The organism is Psychrobacter sp. Ps3 (assembly GCF_022129275.1).
Classification (GTDB): domain Bacteria; phylum Pseudomonadota; class Gammaproteobacteria; order Pseudomonadales; family Moraxellaceae; genus Psychrobacter; species Psychrobacter submarinus.
On record NZ_JADQAL010000015.1, the window covers coordinates 23280 to 45657 of the forward strand.

At 45.3% G+C, this 22378-nt stretch carries 17 protein-coding genes; 11 read left to right on the forward strand and 6 right to left on the reverse strand.

Annotated features, from left to right (window positions below; translation table 11 throughout):
- Window positions 1-233: 233 nt before the first annotated feature.
- The 4 genes from I3248_RS06520 to rplU form a co-directional block, all read right to left on the reverse strand.
- Window positions 234-1340, reverse strand: coding sequence for a transposase (locus tag I3248_RS06520; RefSeq protein ID WP_238063026.1), 1107 nt, complete (start codon window positions 1338-1340; stop codon window positions 234-236).
- A gap of 197 nt (window positions 1341-1537) precedes the next feature.
- Complete coding sequence (gene lolA / locus I3248_RS06525) at window positions 1538-2233, reverse strand: outer membrane lipoprotein chaperone LolA (RefSeq protein WP_238063027.1); 696 nt, start codon at window positions 2231-2233, stop codon at window positions 1538-1540.
- A 373-nt stretch (window positions 2234-2606) separates the two neighbouring features.
- Window positions 2607-2864, reverse strand: a complete 258-nt coding sequence (gene rpmA, locus I3248_RS06530) for a 50S ribosomal protein L27 (protein WP_025647213.1) — start codon at window positions 2862-2864, stop codon at window positions 2607-2609.
- A gap of 93 nt (window positions 2865-2957) precedes the next feature.
- The gene (rplU, locus tag I3248_RS06535) at window positions 2958-3269 is read right to left on the reverse strand and encodes a 50S ribosomal protein L21 (RefSeq protein ID WP_025647214.1); all 312 of its coding nucleotides are present in this window, start codon (window positions 3267-3269) and stop codon (window positions 2958-2960) included.
- Between the two features lie 478 nt (window positions 3270-3747).
- Here rplU and I3248_RS06540 point away from each other — a divergent pair, with 478 nt between their 5' ends.
- The 11 genes from I3248_RS06540 to I3248_RS06590 all read left to right on the forward strand — a co-directional run bounded on the left by I3248_RS06540 (window position 3748) and on the right by I3248_RS06590 (window position 20987).
- Window positions 3748-4770: a polyprenyl synthetase family protein gene (locus I3248_RS06540; protein WP_238063028.1), complete on the forward strand. Its 1023-nt coding sequence runs from the start codon at window positions 3748-3750 to the stop codon at window positions 4768-4770.
- 748 nt (window positions 4771-5518) lie between these two features.
- Window positions 5519-6892 carry an efflux RND transporter periplasmic adaptor subunit gene (locus I3248_RS06545; RefSeq protein ID WP_238063029.1) on the forward strand — a complete coding sequence of 458 codons (1374 nt, stop codon included), beginning with the start codon at window positions 5519-5521 and terminating at the stop codon, window positions 6890-6892.
- 35 nt (window positions 6893-6927) lie between these two features.
- Entirely contained in the window at window positions 6928-10206 is a 3279-nt protein-coding gene (locus I3248_RS06550; protein WP_238063030.1) for an efflux RND transporter permease subunit, read from the forward strand.
- On the forward strand, window positions 10203-12014 hold the full coding sequence (locus I3248_RS06555) for an efflux transporter outer membrane subunit (protein ID WP_238063031.1): 1812 nt from the start codon (window positions 10203-10205) through the stop codon (window positions 12012-12014). The genes I3248_RS06550 and I3248_RS06555 overlap by 4 nt, the downstream gene beginning before the upstream one ends.
- A gap of 219 nt (window positions 12015-12233) precedes the next feature.
- On the forward strand, window positions 12234-13241 hold the full coding sequence (hemB, locus tag I3248_RS06560; protein ID WP_025647219.1) for a porphobilinogen synthase: 1008 nt from the start codon (window positions 12234-12236) through the stop codon (window positions 13239-13241).
- Between the two features lie 243 nt (window positions 13242-13484).
- On the forward strand, window positions 13485-15518 hold the full coding sequence (locus tag I3248_RS06565) for a UvrD-helicase domain-containing protein (RefSeq protein ID WP_201557622.1): 2034 nt from the start codon (window positions 13485-13487) through the stop codon (window positions 15516-15518).
- A gap of 53 nt (window positions 15519-15571) precedes the next feature.
- Window positions 15572-16975, forward strand: coding sequence for a magnesium transporter (locus I3248_RS06570; protein ID WP_201603330.1), 1404 nt, complete (start codon window positions 15572-15574; stop codon window positions 16973-16975).
- 140 nt (window positions 16976-17115) lie between these two features.
- On the forward strand, window positions 17116-17580 hold the full coding sequence (dut, locus tag I3248_RS06575) for a dUTP diphosphatase (RefSeq protein WP_238063032.1): 465 nt from the start codon (window positions 17116-17118) through the stop codon (window positions 17578-17580).
- 73 nt (window positions 17581-17653) lie between these two features.
- Window positions 17654-19573 (forward strand): phosphomannomutase, encoded by a 1920-nt coding sequence (locus I3248_RS06580; protein WP_238063033.1) that lies wholly within the window; start codon window positions 17654-17656, stop codon window positions 19571-19573.
- A 245-nt stretch (window positions 19574-19818) separates the two neighbouring features.
- Window positions 19819-20730, forward strand: a complete 912-nt coding sequence (gene argB, locus I3248_RS06585; RefSeq protein ID WP_025647224.1) for an acetylglutamate kinase — start codon at window positions 19819-19821, stop codon at window positions 20728-20730.
- Window positions 20731-20753: 23 nt separating this feature from the next.
- A complete protein-coding gene (locus I3248_RS06590) occupies window positions 20754-20987 on the forward strand; it encodes a hypothetical protein (RefSeq protein WP_238063034.1) in 234 nt (77 codons plus the stop codon).
- A 253-nt stretch (window positions 20988-21240) separates the two neighbouring features.
- On the opposite strand, the gene I3248_RS06595 is transcribed toward I3248_RS06590, so the two are convergent.
- Window positions 21241-21606: an arsenate reductase gene (locus I3248_RS06595; protein ID WP_238063035.1), complete on the reverse strand. Its 366-nt coding sequence runs from the start codon at window positions 21604-21606 to the stop codon at window positions 21241-21243.
- A 57-nt stretch (window positions 21607-21663) separates the two neighbouring features.
- Window positions 21664-22305: an STM3941 family protein gene (locus I3248_RS06600; RefSeq protein WP_238063036.1), complete on the reverse strand. Its 642-nt coding sequence runs from the start codon at window positions 22303-22305 to the stop codon at window positions 21664-21666.
- Window positions 22306-22378: the final 73 nt, after the last annotated feature.

The window sequence follows — 22378 nt, forward strand, 5'->3', positions numbered from 1 at the left end:
TACAGCATTTTTACTATCTTCCTTTAGTACGCTAGTTTATGCTAGCTAACTTCCTTATCTATCACCGTCAAAACTTAGCAACTTATAGTACGGATGAACCGCTAATATCTTTATTCAAAAACGGCCGCTCAAAGCTTAGAGTAAGCGTCAAATTACGCGGTTATTGTAAACCAAATCCCCTCAATTGCAACCTGCCAAATGTGACGAGTCAACACATTGACTTCCTCCCCTCGCTAAACCGAGGGGATTCCTACAGCTAGACGGTCAAGCCCGACCGCAAGGATGTTCTTAGCGGCATTAATATCTCTATCATGCACTGTGCCACACTCAGCACAAGTCCATCCTCTTATTCCAAGATCTGCTCTACCTTTCGGACTACTGCCACTTATTTTAAGGCAGTACGAGCAGGTCTGGGTAGTGTAACTCTCATTTACCATCTCAAAACGACAACCTGCATGCTTGCATTTATATTCCAGTTGTCGTTTGATCTCAAACCATCCTGCATCGTATGTAGACTTAGCTAGGTTGGTTTTTTTAGTTGTAAATGAGCGGGATTTAACATCACCGACCACAATTAAGCTGTTATCTTTAACAAGCTTGGTGGTAAATTTATGAATTAAGTCTAATCTTGTGTTTTTAATTTTTGCGTGGATTGCTTTAACACGTTTTTTATTCTTAGCACGTTGAGCGATAGCAAGCTTTTTAGCCCATTTTTGGGTCTGCCTAATAGTTAGCTTGTCGCTGTTTGATGTGGTAGCAGACTCTTTTAAGCCTAGATCAATACCAACTTGGCCAGTGCCACACTTAGTCTTTGGAAATTCTTTAACGGTGATACAGGCATACCAGTAGCCGCGATTGTCTTGTACCAATTCGCAAGTATTGATGTTGTAGAGCGAGAGGTTATAGCTATCCCATAGGTCTATTGTGAGCTTTTGACGGTTAGCTAAGCTAAATTGCAGGGTGCTTTTTAGAGACTTTTTACCGCTTTGGCGCGTACTGATATGCTTAATGGCGGTCTTTTTAAACGGAATCCAGCCCAAACTTCTTCTCTTGGCCTTTGGGTTGTTGGTACGCCAGTTGAGTTTGGCTTTTTTAAACTGTTTACGGGATTTAGCGTGAACCTCACTAATCGCTTGCAAGGTTTGGCTATGCAAGTTTAAATACTCGCCACTACCTTTGGTATAAGCGGCCAAATCATAAGCTGAAAAGAATTTGCCCGTGCGCTGTAAATGTTTAAAACTTAGCTCATTGACGTAATTCCAGACAAAATTAACTGCACCAGCTAAGATATTGAGCTGAGTGGCGTGTTTGTCTTTGATGCGTAGCTTGAGCGTTTTCATGGAATAATTATGATCTCAATGTATTTGGTTATCAAGGGGTTCGCCATACTGGGCGACAATGACTGACGCCTGATATCCACGCCCTAGAAGGACGTGGTTTTACGGCGCTAGATGATAAAAAAGGAGCAGACCTTACATCGGTCTGCTCCCTCTATACAACACCTATCTTTTATTGATTCATAAACAATCAGCAGTACTTATTGATTGATGACATCAACACCTTTAGGCGGGGTGAATTTAAATTGGCCATTACCCAAATTAGGGTTGAGCTTGATGTTACTAAACTTGATAGACGTGGTTTGTCCTAAATTATCATTGAGTACCATCATCACAGGCTTGCCGCCACTAAAGCTCATAGATAAGTTTTTGAAACTCGCATCACTCGCTTTTGGATAGAGCACATAGTAGTTTTTATTGGCGTAAGGTTGGGTGATTTTGAAGTTCTGGGCGATTTTATTGGGATCGCCTGATAATAATAGCGCTGGCGTATTACCCACTTGGCTATCTACCGTCTGCTTAGTCGCTTGCTCTAAGTCCTTGTCGTACACCCACATGGTACTACCATTAGCGACGATAAGCTGTTGAGACGGTGATTTTGTCTCCCAGCGAAAGTTATTCGGGCGCTGCACGCTCATTGACCCTTTAAAAGTGCCACTATTAGCGCCTTTTGTGGTTTGTGAAAAATCGGCGCTCATGCTCTTAGTGTTTGTCAATAAGCGATTTAAACGCTTGGCCGCTTGTAGGCTATCTGCTGGCGCAGCATTCGCCGTTTGAGTCATAGCGACCATAGGCGCAGCTACTCCTAAGCTGGTCATAAGCACGCCTGCTAATGCGCCACTCATTATTTTTTGTTTTGTAGTTGGCTTCATTGTCTCTTGCTTACTCACTGTCATCGTAATTATCCTCTCTAAAGTTATAAAATAAAAATGAGTCATCATTTAAAGGTAATGATAAGTCTTAATAGCAACTGCGCTCTTTTATGTCATTAATCTTGCATACATTTTGCAAACTTAGGTTTTGAACACTCGCTTTGAATAAGTAGTCTTTTAAGCTACGCTATTAAGCAATGAAGACAGTCTGCCAGTTTTTTTATTACGCGCCTAGACATGATTTGCAATAATTACTACGCCTGCCATACACGCTTGTAACTGCTACTAAGACGGATTAAGTCCAGCCATAAAAAAACCCTACTACCAAATAGGCAATAGGGAATTTTTAATCATTTAGCCATCAGCGAATTATTAAAAACGCAGGCAATATCAATGATTAGGCGCTTTCAACAGTCACATAGCGACGGTTAAATTTACCTTTGGTCTCAAACTTTACCACACCATCATTTAGTGCAAATAAAGTATGGTCACGACCCATGCCAACGCCTTCGCCTGCGTGGAATTCTGTACCACGTTGACGAACGATGATGTTACCAGCAGTGATGGTTTGACCACCAAAGATTTTTACACCAAGCATTTTTGGGTTTGAGTCACGACCGTTACGGGTTGAGCCGGCAGCTTTTTTATGTGCCATGGATAATTCTCCTTGTTAATATGACTTATCACTGAGGTGATAACTCTTAAGCTTTTAGTGCGCTATTTATTATCAATAAATGATAATAGCTAATTAAGCATTAATCGCTTTGATTTTTAACAAGGTGTACCACTGACGGTGACCTTGCTCTTTGTGATAATGCTTACGGCGGTTGTGCTTGATGATACGGATTTTTTCACCGCGACCATGCTCAACCACTTCGGCTTCTACGCTTGCGCCGTCAACGATTGGTTGACCGACTTTTACGTCATCGCCGTCAACAACCATTAAAACATCTTCAAATTTGATTGTTTCGCCTTTCTCTGCTTTAAGCAATTCAACTCTTAGCAATTCGTCGGCTACGACACGGTGCTGCTTACCACCACTTTTGATTACTGCGTACATTGTCTGACTCCGTTTAACCCGTGTGCCGTGGTAGATATTATACCTACGCTTCAATAACGAACACGACAGGGAAAAATTAAAGGCGTTATTTTACGTTTTCTGAATGATAAAAGCAAGCCAATTGTCTGGTTTTAGCAGCGCGTATTAGGTCTTATCATTTTAATAATCATAGCGATAGCCTAGCTAGCCTTAAGCGTAGTATTATAGCTCATTAAATCAATAACATATAGCTTATTTTATTCCATACTTATTCAATAGCTATTTCTGTTTTTATTGAGACGGCTTAATAGCTATTACTTAGCAACTACTCTATAAATTTCACTTAGTCTGACGCTATGACGCAATATTGTCGATAGCAATGAGCCGGCTGCGGTCTAGTGACTAAAACCAATAACACATATTAGTCACCAATTAACTAAATAGGCTGTGCTATTATAGGCAAATCTTAAAACCCATCTAATAAATACGACTCTATATTATGACCAGCACTTCTTTAGCTTCTTCAGACCTTGCATCTCAAGCGCCTAATTATACGGACATTCAAAGCATCGTCGCTCATGATTTTGACATTATGGATGAGCAAGTCTTTGGTAGTCTCAATTCAAAAGTACAATTGGTGATGAGCGTCTCAAAGCATGTGATTGATGCCGGTGGCAAACGCATGCGCCCGCTTATTACCCTATTGTGCGCGCGTATGTTCAACGATGCGCCAAGCGAACAAGCGATGCATCTAGCCGCTATTACGGAGATGCTGCATACGGCCACGTTAGTACATGACGATGTCATCGATGAATCTGGTCAGCGCCGCGGCAAGCCCACTGCTAATGCCACTTGGGATAATGCCACTGCAGTATTAGTGGGCGACTATTTGATCGCTCGCGCCTTTAACTTATTGGTTGGCTTTCAAAGCTTAGAGCTGCTAAAGCTGTTCTCTGATGGCACTTGTGATATCGCTGAAGGTGAGGTATTACAATTACAGCATCAGCATAATCCAGCGGCGACAGAGACCGACTATCTCAATATTATCGACGGTAAGACCTCACGCCTATTTATGATGGCGACCCAAGGCGCGGCTATTTTGCAAGGACAAGAGCAGCATCTACAAGCCCTAGCTGATTTTGGTCAGCATTTTGGTAATGCCTTCCAGATTATCGATGATGTGCTTGATTACAGCGGCGATAGTGAGCTGATGGGCAAAAACTTAGGCGATGATTTGAGTGAAGGTAAGCCAACGCTACCGACTATTAAGGCGCTTGAGCTACTCAAAGACAGCGACAAGCAAGATTATGAGCAGCTGCGTATCGCCGTACAAACGGGGAAAACGCCGAATGCTGAGCAGCTTATCGAGCTCGTCCGCAGCTCCGGCGCATTAGATTACTGTAAACAGCGTGCACTAGAGGAGACGAGATTGGCCCAGCAAGCACTAGGCACACTGCCTGACAACCGTTATCGTCAAGGTCTGTACCAGCTGACTGAGCTCGCTAGCGCACGATTGGTATAATGACATATGAATCGTCTGTGTTATTAGCTAATTGAGACGGCTCATTTTTTAGCAGCGTTTTTGAGCAACCGAGCCATAAATATTCATTGATCAAAAGCAACAGTCTCTAAAAAGACACCCTCTTAAAACGGGTGTGTCAGCAAATAGTTACCTTTCTTTAAGTTTCATAAATCCTGACGGCACTATAATTGTGTCAGGATTTTTTAATGGTTAAATACTGATTGACCACGCTCATTAGAGGCTACTGACTGGTTTAAGTCGCTATACTTTAAAGGTCATAATTAGGGGTTGATAAATTAGTCAATTTGTTGACAAAGCAGATTTTTGGCGGTTTTAAAACCTCAATAACACTATGGCTTTACAATTATAACAAAAAATTACAATAAATTTGCATAGCGGGTTGTATATCTTCTTATTAGCTGCTGGTTGGTGTAGCGGTTACTATGGCGGGATTTTATTTACTCAGCGAGCACAGTGCGGTCAGTTTTTGTCAGCTTTCCTATCGTGAATCACTTGACTGCGGGGTAAACCCTATAGTTTATAATAACGCCTTAAATTTACTTGACGTCCTATAACTAGCTAGCGGTACTGCCCTATTTATCAATTTTATCAATAGCTTCTTATTTTTTGGCTATAAACTTCTATAAAGTTTATTATTGCTCTTCGAAAAATAAGCTATTTTTTGATTATGATACGCTCTACCTCTATACCATTTATTCTATATTTTACTACTCTACCGAGGACCTTGATGAAGCATTCTTATCTTGCGCTTGTAATAGCATCTGTACTATCGGCTACAGTACTGGTCGGCTGTGACAATAAAGAAGACGCCGCTGCGGGTGAAAACGCTCAGCAGCAGATGCCGCCCGCTGTCGTCAACGTCCAAACTGTCAGCTTCGATACTGTGCCTCAAGTTCAGACTTTCTCTGGTCGTACTGCCGCTTATCAGACGGCTGATGTACGCCCTCAAGTCAGCGGCGTAATTGACGAAGTACTGTTCCGTGAAGGCAGTAACGTCAAAAAAGGCCAGCCGCTTTATCGTATCAATACTGACAACTACACGACCTCGGTCGCTAGTGGTCAAGCGGCGGTCGCGCAAGCACAGGCTAATCGCCAAACCGCTATCGCCAATAATGCCAATGCTAAAGCAGAGCTAGCCAGTCGCCAAGCCTCATTAGCACAAGCGATAAATGACTTTCAGCGTCTAAAAGGCTTGGTTGAGATTGACGCTATCTCCAAGCAGCAATATGACCAAGCGCAAACTCAAGTGCGTACAGCGCAAGCGGCTCTAGAGAGTGCTCGCGCTGCAGTCGGACAAACTGAAGCGAGCATTAGAAGCGCTGAGGCTGGGATTAAAACCGCGCAATCAAACTTAGATGCTAGCGCTTTGGATCTCAATCGTACTATCGTACGCGCCCCTTTAACTGGTCGTAGTGACCGCTCAAGCGTTACTGCAGGAACCTTAGTTAACGCCAGTCAATCTGAGCCTTTGGTGACGATTTCGCGCTTAGACCCTATCTATGTCGATATCAGTCAGTCGTCATCTGAGCTATTGCAGCTTCGTCAGCAGATAGCTGAAGGTAAAGCGCAGGCGGGTATGAACTCTGTCGAGCTGGTCCTAGAAGATGGCTCAGTGTATCCAGTGCGTGGCAAGCTTGCGCTGTCTGAAGCTAAAGTCGATCAATCTACTGGCGCGGTGACTCTACGAGCTATTTTCCCTAATCCTAATAACGTGCTACTGCCAGGTATGTATGTCTCAGCGCGTCTGACTCAAAGCGTCATTCCTAATGCAGCCTTAGTGCCGCAAAGCGCTGTAATGCGCACGCCTAGAGGCGATTCACAAGTCTACATCGTTGATGAAAACAATCAAATCCAAGTCCGTCCCGTTACCATTAATGGTACTTATGATGGTCAATGGGTGGTCACCGATGGCTTAAGTAGTGGCGATAAGCTAGTGGTTATAGGCGGCTCTAAAGTTAAGCCTGAGCAGGAGGTCGTGGTCAAGCCGTTAGAAAACGCTAATGGTGCATCTGCACCGCCTACCGCCAAAACACCACAGCAAGCTGCGAAAACGGTAGCTGATGACACTTCTGAGCAGGACACTGCTACCACCGCTAATTAATTCCATTCAAAGATAGGAAGACCTAGGGATATACTATGTCACGTTTTTTTATTGATCGCCCTATTTTTGCATGGGTGTTGGCCATTTTGGTCATGCTTATCGGGGTAATCTCGGTTGTTAATTTGCCGATTGAGCAGTATCCGCGTATCGCACCGCCCACCGTTTCTGTTAGTGCCACTTATCCTGGTGCAAACGCGCAAACGGTCGAAAACTCTGTGGTGCAGATCATTGAGCAACGTATGAAGGGCCTTGATGGTCTGATGTATATGTCATCGTCGAGCTCCTCAAACGGTAGCGCTTCAGTGACGCTTACCTTTGAGAACGGTACCGACCCTGATACCGCGCAAGTACAAGTACAAAATAAACTGCAAGCGGCGATGAGCGCGCTGCCTGAGGCTGTTCAGCGTCAAGGTGTCAACGTCAATAAGTCCTCCAGCAGCTTTTTAATGGTGCAGGCTTTTGTCTCTGAAGACGGTAGTATGGATCGGGCCGATATTGCCGATTATATCAACTCCAATGTTCTCGATTCGATCAGTCGTGTTGAAGGTGTGGGTGAAGTGCAAGTGTTTGGCTCCTCTTATGCCATGCGTATTTGGTTAGATCCTGCGCGCTTGCGTAGCTACAACATGATGCCATCTGACGTGGTCAGCGCTGTACGCGCGCAGAACGCACAAGTCTCAGCTGGTCAATTAGGACAGGCACCAGCCGACACTGATCAGCAGGTTATCAATGCCACCGTCAGTGTACAAAGCTATCTACAGACTCCAGAAGAGTTTAGAAACATTCTACTAAAGACAGACAGCTCAGGCGCGCAGGTACGTCTCGGTGACGTCGCAGACGTAGAGATTGGTAGTGAAAACTATAGCGTCATCTCCTTGTATAACGGTCAAGAAGCGGCAGGTCTAGGTATCTCATTGGCTGCAGGCGCAAACGCGCTAGAGACCCGTGAGGCGGTCGGCGCACGTATGGCCGAGCTAGAAACCAACTTCCCAGCAGGCCTTATCTCTGTTGTGCCTTATGACACCACGCCGTTTGTGCGTTTGTCTATTGAGCAAGTGGTCCATACGCTTATCGAGGCGATTGTACTCGTCTTTATCGTGATGTTTGTCTTCTTGCAGAACTGGCGCGCCACCATCATTCCTACTCTTGCCGTTCCTGTCGTTTTGCTAGGTACTTTTGCTGTACTGTATATCGCAGGCTTTAGTATTAACGTCTTGACGATGTTTGCGATGGTACTCTCCATCGGTCTACTGGTTGATGATGCGATCGTTGTTGTCGAAAACGTCGAGCGAATATTAGAAGAAAACCCTGATATTTCGGTCAAAGATGCCACCGTTCAGTCGATGGGCGAGATCAGTAAGATCGTTATTGGTATTGCGCTGATTTTGTCTGCCGTATTTGTACCGATGGCCTTCTTTGGCGGCTCGACAGGTGTTATTTATCGTCAGTTCTCTATCACCTTGATCACGAGCATGGCGCTGTCAGCCATGGTGGCATTGGTGTTCACCCCTGCCCTATGTGTGACCTTGCTAAAACGTGGTAAGAGCCATGAAAAAGGCAGTACTGAACAACAAAAAGGCTTCTTTGGCTGGTTCAACCGCGGCTTCTTTAAGCTAAGCCGCTCTTATGAAAACTTCGTCGGCAAAAGTATTCGTTTTAAGTGGTTGTACCTGATCGGCTATGCCGCCATCATCGGTATTATGGCAGTGGTGTTCTTGCGTATTCCAGGTTCGTTTTTGCCAGAAGAAGACCAAGGTATTATGTTCACCTTAGTCCAGCTTCCTGCTGGCTCCACGCTAGATGAAACACAAGACGTGCTCGATAAAGTCAGTAATTATTACGACACGCAAGAAGGCGACAATATTGCCTCTGTCTTTACCGTTGCTGGTTTTAGTTTTGCAGGTCAAGGCCAAAACATGGGTCTGGCATTCGTTCGACTGTCAGATTGGGAGGAGCGCTCTGGGGAAGAGAATACCGCACAAGCGGTAGCAGATCGCGCCATGGGTTATTTCTTTACCCAGTTAAATGAAGCGCAAGTTTTTGCTATCGTACCGCCTGCGATTACTGAGCTTGGTAATGCTAGTGGTTTTGATTTGATGATACAAGATGTGGGCAATCTCGGTCATGATGGCCTACTCGAAGCCCGTAATATGCTGCTAGGTATGGCTGCACAAAACGAAAATGTGGCAGGCGTACGTCCTAATGGTCAAGAAGATGCACCGCAGCTCAAAGTCAATATCAATCAAGAACAAGCCGCCGCTTATGGTCTATCTTTAGGCAGTATCAATAGCGTTATCTCGACCGCCTGGGGCTCAAGCTACATCAATGACTTTATCGATCGTGGCCGTATCAAGCGTGTCTATGTTCAAGGTGAAGCCAGTAGCCGTACCAATCCTGATGACATCGGCAAGTGGTATGTGCGCGGCGAAACCGGTAACATGGTCTCTTTCGATGCTTTCTCAAGTAGCGAATGGCAGTCAGGCTCACCGCGTTTGACTCGTTATAACAGCTTACCTTCGATGAATATTCAAGGTAATGCGGCACCTGGTCTTAGTACTGGTGAAGCCATGTCAGCTATGGAGAACATGATCAGTCAGCTCCCTGAAGGTATCGGTTACGAATGGACTGGGTTATCACTTGAAGAACAAAAATCAGGCTCGCAAGCTCCTATGCTTTATGCGCTATCGATTCTAGTTGTCTTCTTATGTCTAGCTGCGCTTTATGAGAGCTGGTCTATCCCCTTCTCTGTCCTATTGGTTATTCCACTTGGGGTATTGGGTGCGGTGATATTTACGTGGTTACGCGGTTTTGCTAACGACATCTACTTGCAAGTGGGTCTACTCACCGTCGTTGGTTTGTCCGCCAAAAACGCCATCTTGATTATTGAATTTGCCAAAGAGCACCAAGAAGAAGGCTATAGTCTCAGAGAGGCCGTCATGACCGCAGCGCGACAACGTCTACGTCCAATTATTATGACCTCGCTTGCCTTTGGTATCGGTGTTGTGCCATTAGCCATAGCTACTGGCGCAGGGTCAGGCAGCCAAACTGCTATTGGTACCAGTGTCGTAGGTGGTGTGGTTAGTGCCACTTTACTAGGTATCTTCTTTATTCCGATGTTCTATATTTGGGTACGCAGCATGTTCCCTTATAAGGGCAATGAAGCTCACAATGGTAAAGGGGATGATGATGATAACCATCCAAGTGGTAACGGCGGCGGTGATAATCCGGTCCCATCTGCCCCTACAGAAGATAAGCAATCATTAACTCCTCCTGCGAGTTATCAGCCTGTAAGCTTTGGAGATAATACACAATGAGTTCTTTATTCTTAACCTCTAACTCAGCCGTAAGAGCGGTAAGCTCTAAAGCTTTACTAGCTACTGGTAAATCATCGCGCCTACTTGGCCTGAGCTTTTTGGCTCTGAGTATGGCCGCTTGTAATACTATCCCTAAAGCAGATACAAGCCCCGTTCTCGCTGAGCCTAACCTGTCGATCGAGCAAGCTTATGGCGCTTTTGGTGATGAGACTGTCAGCACCTCTGAGCAGCCTAGTATCGCCGGACAGCGTTGGCAGGATTTTTATAGCGATGAGCGTCTTAAAAGGTTAATCGCTTTAGGTCTTAGCAATAATAAAGACTTTGAGAGTGCCCGTTTGGCTATCGAAAAAGCGCGAGCGCAGTATCGTATTACCGATATCAACGACTTGCCAACTATCAATGGTCAGGCAGGTTATTCACGCCAAAGCCAATCCTCTCCGCGCGTTGAGACGCCTTTTGGCAGTACTGGCGGTAGACAGACGACAGATAGCTACAGTGTCAATCTCGGTTTGGCAAGCTATGAGCTGGACTTTTGGGGCCGAATCGATAGCCTAAAAGATCAAGCGTTGCAGAGATTTTTGTCAACGACGGCAGCCAAAGACTCTATTCAAATTAGCCTGATTAGTAATATCGCGCAGAGCTACGCGAATCTTAGCTATAGCTTAGCGCAGCTCAAACTCGCCGAGGCAACTGTTGAGAGCCGTGAGCGCTCGTTGTTTATTGCGCAAGAGCGCTTTAAAGCCGGTATTGATCCTAAGCTGCCTTCCTTGCAATCTGCAGCAGCTTTAGAGAGTGCAAGACTTGCGGTACTACGTGCGCAAAGCAGTATTTTGACCTCCAGAAATGCTCTGCAGTTCTTATTAGGAGCGCCGGTACCTACTGAGCTTATCCCAGCCCCTGCGGTTAGCAATATCACCAATCACGAGGTGTTTAGTGCCGGCTTGCCAAGTGAGCTGCTACGCTATCGCCCTGATGTATTACAAGCGGAATACGATCTAAAAGCCGCGGGCGCAAATATCGCTGTCGCCCGTGCCGCTTATTTCCCAACGATAAGCTTAGCCAGTAGCGTTGGTGTCCGTAGCGATGGCTTGAGCGACTTGTTCGATAATGATGCAGTCGGCTGGTCATTTGGCCCTAATATCAGCGTACCCATCTTTGATGCTGGGCGTTTGGATGCAAACTACGATGTCGCACAAATCGAGCGCGAACAAACGCTTGCCAGCTATGAGCGCTCAATTCAAACGGCGTTCCGTGAGGTCTCCGATGTGCTCGCTACTCGCGCAACTCTAGGCGAGCAGCTCGCAGCTCAGTACCGCCTGCAAGATAACTTTGATCAGACTTATGAGATTGCTGATGCGCGCTTTAAAGCTGGTATCTCAAACTATCTCGATGTCCTTGATGCTCAGCGCTCATTGTTTGACACTCAACAAGGCATTCTAGACTTAGAGCTACAAAAAATCATCAGTCAAATCGAGCTATATCAAGCGCTTGGCGGCGGTGCCAATCTCGATACACCTGTCGCGATTCCGGTTCCGCAATATACTAACTTGGCCCAAGTTGGTACTTTATTAACCAAAGATGCCGAGTCGCAAGCGGCCTATGCTATCGACGCTGCTAGCTCAGCGCGAGTAGCTGCAGCACCAGAAGCCGCCGCTATCAAACAAGCACAGACGCCTGTGAAGGTTGACTTTAAGCCGACTGCGATTGTCGATATCGATAATGACAACGACGCTGATGCAGCGGTTGGGGTATTGACTGAAGAGACACCTACTGAGCAAGTACCAGTGCCACAGATTGTCACTCCATAAAGATGGTTATATAACATCTGGTAACTAGCTAGCGTATTATTTTTATAACAATTAGCTCTACCTTCTTGGTGGGGCTTTTTGTTGTTATGTGCTACCTTTAGTAGTTATATATAGATAGTAGCTATATATAAAAGCTAAAAATTTTAGCTGCATCTGATGCTTTACTTATTTAATGATTACCCCCTCAAACTTACTAAAACTAATAATAAGGAAAAAACAATGTCTTATACGTTTAATCGTCAATTCCCCGAGACTCGCCTGCGCCGTTTACGCTATAACGATAATATCCGTGCTATGATTCGTGAAGTCGAGCTTCACCCCAAACATTTCATAGCCCCAGTATTTGTATTAGAAGGTAGTAATCAGCGCGAGGCCATCGCCAGTATGCCGGGCGTTGAGCGCTTATCGATAGACCTATTGATTAATTATGCCAAAGAGCTCTTAAGCGAGGGCGTGACGACTATCGATATTTTCCCTGTTATTGACAACTCGCTAAAAACTCCTGATGGCAAAGCGGCCTATGATGAGAATGGACTAAGCGCGCGTGCCGTAGCAGCACTAAAAGACGCAGTGCCTGAGATGGTGGTGATGACCGATGTGGCGCTCGACCCTTATACGTCACACGGTCAAGACGGCTTGCTTGATGACAGTGGTTATGTGGTCAATGATGACACCGTTGAGGTGCTGGTCAAGCAAGCACTCGTCCATGCTAGAGCTGGCGCTGATATCATCTCTCCAAGTGATATGATGGATGGCCGTATCAAAGCCATGCGTGATGCCTTTGAAAGCGAAGGTCTTGTCAATACCGCTATCATGGCTTATTCTGCCAAATACGCTTCTGCTTATTATGGGCCGTTCCGTGATGCAGTCGGTAGCGCCGGCAACCTAAAAGGCGGTCATAAAAAACAATATCAGATGGACTTTGGTAACCGCGCTGAAGCTTTGCACGAAGTGGCGATGGACATCAATGAGGGCGCAGATATGGTGATGATTAAGCCTGGTCAGCCCTATCTCGATCTGATCCGTGAAGTCAAAGACACCTTTGGCGTACCGACTTTTGCTTATCAGGTCTCTGGTGAATACGCGATGCACATGGCAGCTATTCAAAACGGCTGGCTGACTGATGCGGTGATCCTAGAATCGCTTATTGGTTTTCGCCGCGCCGGTGCCGATGGTATCTTGACTTACTTTGCATTAGAGGCAGCTCGGCAGTTGAATAATGCTTAATATGGAGTCAAGATATTAAGTCCAATAAAACAAAATAGCGCCAATTGGTTTCGTTCAGTTGGCGCTTTTTTATGCACACTCCGTTAGCTATCTGCTCCCAAAAGTCAGCGCTTTTGCTTTATAATAGCTCACCTAATTTTGATAGCTTCTGTCAGCTATCAACCCGTTATCTACCGAATTTTATTACTAAAATTTGTGATCCTTGCTATCTCGCGTTCGTAACCTCTGTCCAAAAGGTAATCTATGAGTCAACTCAATCCTCGACAACAAGAAGCCATGCTCTATGTATCAGGGCCGCTACTGGTATTGGCTGGCGCAGGCTCGGGTAAAACTTCAGTGATTACCCGTAAGATTGCTTATCTTATCGAAGAGTGTAATACGCCAGCCGAGCGTATCACGGCGGTAACCTTTACCAATAAAGCGGCGCGCGAGATGAAAGCACGGGTCAGCAAATTACTGCCTAGTGAGAAGACCCGCGGGCTAACGGTCTCAACCTTTCACCAATTTGGCTTGCAGTTTTTGCGTTATGAGCTCATTCATACTCCGCTCAAGGGTAACTTCTCTATCATGGATAGCGATGATAGTAAGCGCCTGCTTATGGAGCTGATGATGCGCGATAATTTATCAGGCGCTGAGAGCCGTGAGTTGGTGGGTAAAGCCATTAAGATGATCTCCGATTGGAAAAACGATCTGGTCGAGCCCGAGCAAGCGATGGAAACGCTTGATGATCCTGAAGATATGATTTTTGCCACGCTTTACGCCTTATATGAGCGTAACTTGCGCGCTTATAACGCCGTGGATTTTGATGATTTGATCGTGCTGCCAACCAAGATACTGCGTGAAAATCGCGAGCTGCGTGACAAGTGGCAAAACCGTATTCGCTATTTATTAGTCGACGAGTATCAAGATACCAATACCGCACAGTATGAAATGATTAAATATCTCGTTGGGCCGCAGGGACGCTTCACCGTGGTGGGCGATGATGACCAGTCTATCTACGCTTGGCGCGGTGCCAAACCTGAAAATATGGCGCTGCTCAAAGAAGACTTTCCAAAACTCAAGATTGTCATGCTTGAGCAAAATTACCGCTCTACCAGTCGTATCCTAACGTCGGCCAACGCGGTCATTACCCATAACGAGCATCTATTCGAGAAAAAACTGTGGTCAGATAAAGGTGAAGGCGAAAAAATTCGTATTATTAACTGCCGCAATGACGATGATGAAGCCGAGCGCGTCGCCAAAGAGATCGCCACGCATAAACTGCGTTTTGGTAATGAGTGGGAAGACTACGCGGTGCTGTATCGCAGTAACTTTCAGGCGCGAATGCTAGAGGCGAATCTGCGTCAGCTACAAATCCCTTATAAATTATCAGGCGGTCAGTCGTTTTTTTCGCGTAGCGAGATTAAAGATATCATGGGCTATCTGCGCTTGATTCTAAATCCCGAAGACGACAGTGCTTTTTTGCGCATCATTAACACGCCAAAACGCGGTATGGGGCCTGCGACCCTCGAAAAACTAGGCCTGTTCTCGCAAGAGCACAGTATCTCGCTACTTGCTTCGTGTACTCATGGCGGTTTAAGTCATGTATTACCGAGTAAAGCTTATGGTACGCTAAAAGAGTTTGGCGACTTTATCGAACACTATACTCGTGAGCTTGATCAACATCCTGACCCGGTTCCTATCGTTCGGCAAATGATTGATGAGACCGGCTATATTGATTTTGTACGTAGTGACGCAAAAACCCCGCAGCAAGAAAAAAACCGCATCGATAATATCGAGATGCTTTATACCAGTATTCAGTCCTTGATCAATCGCGCTGAAGACGATGAAGATCGCACTATCGATACTATCATTCGTAAATTAGTACTGCTTGATATGCTCGAGCAGCAGCAAGAAGAAGAGAATACCAATAAAGTCAACCTGATGACGCTGCACGCGGCAAAGGGCCTTGAGTTTAACTACGTCTATATCATGGGTCTTGAGGAAGAGATGCTGCCGCACCGCAACTCAATCCTCAGCGAAACCATTGAGGAAGAGCGGCGCTTGATGTACGTCGGTATCACTCGGGCGCGCCGCGAGCTGACTTTGACCCTAGCCGCTCAGCGCCGTGCCGGTGGGCAGATGCGCGTCACCTCCGAGTCGCGGTTTTTGGATGAGCTGCCAGAAGATCATATCGATTGGCCCGCTAAGGCGAAAAAGAAAAAAGCCACCAAAGATCCCGCCGCTGTCGCTGATGAGTATCTAGCCAATATTCGAGCACTACTGGGTAATCGTTAGCAGTGCATTAGCCTTACTACTGTCTTTAACCTGTCATCACTTTTGGAACTGTTATGTCTGCACCTACGCCTAATTCTGAACGCGCCACCACCCTACCGGCAGACTATAATCCGTTAGAATATAGTGCAGAATATAAGCTGCTGTACCTGCAAGAGTTAGTCGCAAAAGAAGCTTCCAAAGAGATTGTTGAATTCCTCGCTAAGCAATCAGAGTACGAGATTGCTAACTTGCTAGAGTCTTTCCCTATCCAAGATCGGCACCTGATTTGGACGCATGTGCCAGAGGAGCTCAAAGGCGAAGTGCTCGCTGAGCTTGAAGATGAGACGCGCCAGCCTTTACTTGAAAACGTCTCCTCCAAAGAAATCTCCTTATTCACTCAAGATCTCGATGCGCAAGATATCTCCGAGATTTTGGAGACTGTGACTGATACCGTACGCTCATCAGTCATGGCGACCTTAGATGAAGACGTTCGCGTTCAGGTCAATAAGCTGGATACTTATGCCGACTGGGAAGTGGGCAGCTATATGGATCCTGATATCATTCAGGTACATGACGATATTAGCTTGGCTGACGTACAAGGCTGGCTACGAGACAATATAGATCTGCTTGATGATCAAAGCCAAGAGCTATTGGTCGTCGATCAAAGCCAGCAGCTCTTGGGCCTACTTAGCTTAGTTGACTTAATTAAACACGATCAGCAGGCTTTAGTCGCTGACTTTATCGATAACGCCATTACTATCAATGATAGATTAGATATCACTGATGCCGCCGCTATTTTTCGCTCAGAAGATATCCGCTTTGCGCCTGTGATTAACGACTTTGGTGAGCTGGTCGGACAATTAAATGGCGAAGACATCATGGAGATTATTCAAGATGATGTCGATAGCACTATGCGTAACCTAGCAGGTGTCAGCCAAGACGATGAGCTGTTTGCGCCTATCCTAGATAGTGCAAAAAGCCGTAGTATTTGGCTCGGTATTAATTTGGGTACCGCGCTGCTAGCTGCTGCGGTCATCGGTCAGTTTGAGGAAGTACTCGCACAAGTAGTCGCTCTAGCTATTTTGATGCCAGTGGTTGCTAGCATGGGCGGTATCGCCGGCTCGCAGACTTTGACGGTGGTGATTCGCGGTATGGCGATGGGTCAAATCGGGGGTTCTAATCGGGTTTGGTTGCTTAATAAAGAGCTGTGGGTCGGCGCGATAAACGGTATTATCTGGGCCATTATTATGGCAGGTATTGCGCAGTTGTGGTTTCAAGATGGTAAGATTAGCGCGGTAATTGGCTGCGCTATCGCTATTAACATGACTGCGGCTAATGTCTCGGGCATCAGTATTCCGCTGCTACTCAAACGCATGAATATCGACCCTGCCCTTTCCGCTTCGGTTATTTTGACGACGGTCACTGATATCGTCGGCTTTATGTCGTTTTTGGGGCTCGCAAGTCTCTTGATACTTTAGCGCCCTTTTCGCTTCGTGTTCGCTCAGATGTAGTCATCAATGGCATCAGCAAGGGCATCAGCGAACTGCTAACCTTGATAAAGGACTCAAACATAATCTTAAAACAGCCATTTTAATTCATAAAAGTATTAGGACAAATGATGCAAACTGTACAAGTGAAAGTATTAAACTCAAAAGTAATCGACGACCCAGCCTTTTCGCTACCTACGCGCGCCACTGACGGCTCAGCAGGTATTGATCTGCGCGCTTGTATTGACGAGCCTTTAACGATCAAGGCGGGCGAGACGCATCTAGTAGGTACCGGCTTGGCAGTCTATATTGCTGATTCTAATTTTGCTGGGATGATTTTACCGCGCTCAGGTCTTGGTCATAAGCATGGTATTGTGCTTGGTAATTTAGTAGGATTGATAGATGCAGATTACCAAGGCGAGCTGATGGTCAGCGTGTGGAACCGTAGCGCTGATGATTTTGTGCTTAATCCAGCGGAGCGGATGGCGCAGTATATTGTAGTTCCAGTCGCGCGCCCAGAGTTCGATATCGTCACCGAATTTAGTAATCAAAGCGCGCGCGGTGCCGGCGGCTTTGGTCATTCGGGTCGTCAGTGATAGTCAGTTTTTTTAAGACGTAATATTAATACACGTATAACAAGCGACATAATAAGGCCACGGGAACAAAAAGATGCAGAACAAATCGCCTTTTGCTGCCCAAAAAGCCTTATTTCGTGCTTATGATATTCGCGGCGCGCGGCGCTATTTTACGCAAGCTTTTGTGCAGGCGTTAGCGCAAGCTTTTATGCAGCTCTATACTACTCAGCGTCATAATCCCAAAGATTATATTCAAGGTCAGACGCAGTCTAGCCCTACCGTGGTCGTTGGCTATGACGTGCGCCACGGTAGCGACTGTATAGCGCAAACGATAGCTGATATTCTACAAGCCAGCGGCCTAAAGGTTATTCATCTAGGCTTAGTCACTACCCCTATGGCGGCGTTTTGGGCGCAGCAATATGATGGTCATGGCATCATGGTCACCGCCAGTCATTCTGCAAAAGACACTTTGGGGATTAAGTGGCTGGTCCATAACGCCTCGCCTAGTCACGCCCAGATTCAAGCCCTCTATCAGCAAGTCGCTAACAGTCAGCTCAGTGCTAATAATAAGCTCAGTGCTATGGCTGATAACACTCATAAAAATAAAGTATCAACCAGTCCCTGCTTGCCCGCCGATACCATCGCAAGCATTTATATCGAAGCGATAGCGCAAGTGATACACGCTATTCATCCGGCTGATAAACGCGTCTCGGACCATAATCGTAACAAAGATAGCTTCTTACGGCATACCGTCTCTCAACCGGCTTTGAACCTAGACAACAAGCTAGACTTGACTCTGGTTATTGACTGTCTCAGCGGCGCGACCAGTAATGTCGCCAAGCCTTTATTTGAGCGCTTTTGTCAGCGCGTCATTATGCTCAATGACTGTCCTGATGGCAGTTTTCCTACGGGTAATCCTGATCCGACAGAGCCTAACCGTCTTGCAGAGTTACAGCAAACGGTCATCGTTAATCGAGCCGATATGGGCTTAGCTTTCGATGGTGATGGCGATAGACTCATGATTGTCGATAATAGCGGCAAAGTCGTCACCCCTGATCATTTATTGTACTTATTAGCGCAAGTGGCCATTACTGAGCGACATTCAAAATTACATATAACTGCTAACGATGAAACTAGCGACCACACTGCTACGGCGCCGCCCGTATTATTCGATGTCAAATGCTCTCATCATTTAGCAAAATTACTCGCCGCTCTTGGTGCTAAGCCCGTTATAACTCAAACGGGCAGTAGCCTATTACGTCAACACTTACAAACTGATCACAAGCAAGCTATCTTTGCCGGTGAGTTATCGGGTCACTTTATCTTTAACGATGGCTATTTTATCGTTTATGATGACGCGATGTACGCCGGACTGCGCTTATTATACTGGCTAGCGTTTACCGCTGTCCCTACTGACGCGCAAACAGAAAAAATCATGCTGACCACTGACTTGTGGGGCGAGCTGCGTTCAGTATTACCGCCTTATGCTTTGACAGATATCACAAGGAGCCTACCTACTTTAGTCAGCACCGCTGATCACTATCTACCCTTACCTGCCAAGCAAGTTTGTCAGGCTTCCTTATTAGAGCATCTAACAGTTTGTTGCTGCTACTTACAAGATTTAGCGAGTGGGCACGGTGCTAATACGGATAACACTAAGCTAAGTCCTGTAGATTTATTTAAAAACTTAACACTTTGCAGTTGTTTTAATAATAGCGCTAATACTCGTACTGAAACCCATCTTGCTGTTCATAATATTTGCAATATCAGCATAGAGCAAGCGCAGCAGCTGATGCCATTAGATACGCAGATATCCCTGATAGACGGCGTACGCTTAGACTTTGCGAATGGTTTTGGTGTGCTGCGTGAGTCTAATACCAGTCATAGCCTTACCGTACGTTTCGCTGGCGATAGCATGAAGGATCTGCAAGCAGTACAAGCGCGATTCGTCGCTTTATGCGAGCTATTTGATACCCTCTTAGCCGAGCAAATTGCAGCTATCGAGCCGGAATGATACCGTGCAGCTAAGCAATTTAATTTATACTACAAGCTGCGCAGTATTTAGTATCATTGCTATCTGATAATTGCTGCTTAATAGTTATTGTTTAATAGCTATTGTTTAATAATTACTGTTCAATGATTTTATGCCAGTCTCTGGAGATTGCCGCCTTTTTTTATATTGCGCTGATGTTTAGATTCGACCTGTTTTAAACTGTTTTTTTTAAACTGATATCTTGAGCTACCTTTTAGGAGTCCCTCATGTCCCTTAATTTTAATGACGCCAAAACCACCGCAGAGGTTTTGACCACCGCACTGCCTTACATTCAACGTTTTGTCGATAAGATCATCGTCGTCAAATACGGCGGTAATGCCATGACCGATCCTGAGCTTGAGAGCTCTTTTGCTCGTGACATTGTGCTGCTAAAGACAGTTGGGCTACATCCCGTGGTCGTACACGGCGGCGGCCCGCAAGTCGATACCTTACTCAAAGAGCTCGGACGCAAATCAGAGCGTATCGATGGTATGCGTGTCACGGACAAAAGCACCATGGATATCGTCGAGATGGTGCTTGGCGGCGGCGTTAATAAGTCGATCGTCAGCCTCATTAATAAACACGGGGGCCGCGCGATTGGCCTGACCGGTAAAGACGCCAACCTGATTCATGCCAAAAAAATGCTCATGCAAAAGGTCGATGATGATGGTGTTGAGACGCCTATCGATTTGGGTTATGTTGGTGATGTCGTCAGCGTCAATAAAAACGTCATTAATATGCTTATCTCTTCCAACTTTATTCCCGTTATCGCGCCGCTTGGTGTCGATGACAATGGCGATACTTATAACATCAATGCTGACCTGGTCGCGGGTAAAGTAGCTGAATTCTTGCAGGCCGAGAAGCTAATGCTACTTACCAATATCAAAGGTGTATTGGGCCGTGATGGTAAAGTAGTCACTGGCCTGACGCCCAAAAAAGTGGATGCCATGATAGAGGATGGCACCATCTCAGGCGGCATGATTCCAAAGATCGGCTGCGCTTTAGATGCGGTGCGCAGCGGCGTCAAAAGCGCGGTTATCGTTGATGGCCGTGTACCGCATGCGACGCTTCTCGAGATTTTTACTAATGAAGGCGTCGGTACACTAATTAGCCGCGAAGTCGACTCGGCCATGAGCTAGCGCTAATAAAGGATGACGCTACTATGTCACTAATCATGTGGTGTGTGCTTTTTATTTTAGAAAGTCTCTATTGTTGGTGGATCATAGGTTATGGCGGTGCCAAATGGATTGAGGGCTGGAAGTCTTTTTTTCTGATTGAATGGTTTGCGTTCGACTGGAGTGCAGAGCAAATTAGACTTTATGTTCTCATTATTTGGCTGTTTAGCGTGATTTGGTTTATCGTAGGGGTAATAAAACCTGAGCTTAGATTTTACTAAGCTTTTATTAAGGTCAGATTTTATTAAAGCTTATTGTGCTGAGATATTATTTATAGCGTCTACCTTTATATAGTCATTTCGAAATAAAGTCGATACGCTTAATATTAACGTGCAACTGGTATTAATTTTCCTTGCGTGCTGTGTCTACGCTGACAGAGGCTGCGCAAAATTAATCCCAGCTGCACTGCATCGGTTTTAAAGTTATTCAACTATAGTATCTACAGTATAGGGTCTACAGTGAGCTGTGAGCGCTTTAAGTAAAGACGTTATCAAACTCGTCTTCATCAAAACCGCAAAGCAATACTGACTTGCCAGCAACCTCACCTTCAACGATAGGACGCTTAATCATACTGGTATTTTCCAGCAATAAATCGATAGCTTTATTAACATCAGCGTCTGCGGCCTCTTTTTGCTCATCGCTTAGCTTACGCCATGTGGTTCCGCGTTTGTTTAACACCTTATCTAACCCTAATTGATCGACCCAACGTTGCACACTGTCTTTATCGATGCCTTGTTTTTTATAGTCGTGAAACGTGTAATCGATGTTTAAGTCGTCCAGTTTGGTAAAGGCCTTTTTCATGGTGCTGCATGATTTTATGCCGTAGATAGTGATACTCATCGTTATTCCTTATCGCTAAAATCTGTTACCTCTAAGATCTGTTGCATGCCTCACAAATTATGCATAAATCGCTATAAAAAGTGCAGCAACGAGCCCAGTTATTGTAAAGACTATCATAAGCCAAAAACCAAAGCTCATGACCAGACGATCACTTAGTCTCATCTTTATATTTTGATAACTAAGTACCGTGTCTCCTGCAAATGCCTGTTCAAGCAAATAAAACACTTCCTTTTCATTTAGCATGACGTGCTCTAAATACATGGGTTTTAAAGGATGCCTTATAACTTTAATACCATCTAAATTATTACTTGTGATGCCAACCGATAACATCCAGTGCGTGATATAGCCATGAGTCCAAGGTATTAAATCTATACTTACAACATCTTGCCACAAAATTTTTTTTTGCTGATGACGCTTTAGAATGTTAAAAAAAGAGAAACCTTTCTCTTCAATAATAACTACTGGTTTTTTCTGAAACCATGCATAAAAACAAATAATCAGTCCAAAAATACTCGTCAATATTAATAACCACCCTACCGCAACGACAATCCATGCTTCATCTTGGTGAGCTAGTGGAATCACAAAATAACCGAGCATACCTATTATTAGGCAACCTATCATAACTGTGAAATACCGTTTAACACCATAATAGAACGTTACAGGATATGAGATTGCTAAGTTGTCTATAACTTTACTCATCTTCTACCTTTCTTTACCATCGCATTTTTCCCCAATTTGCGCTATTCTAGCGTATCTCATTTTACTAATTATT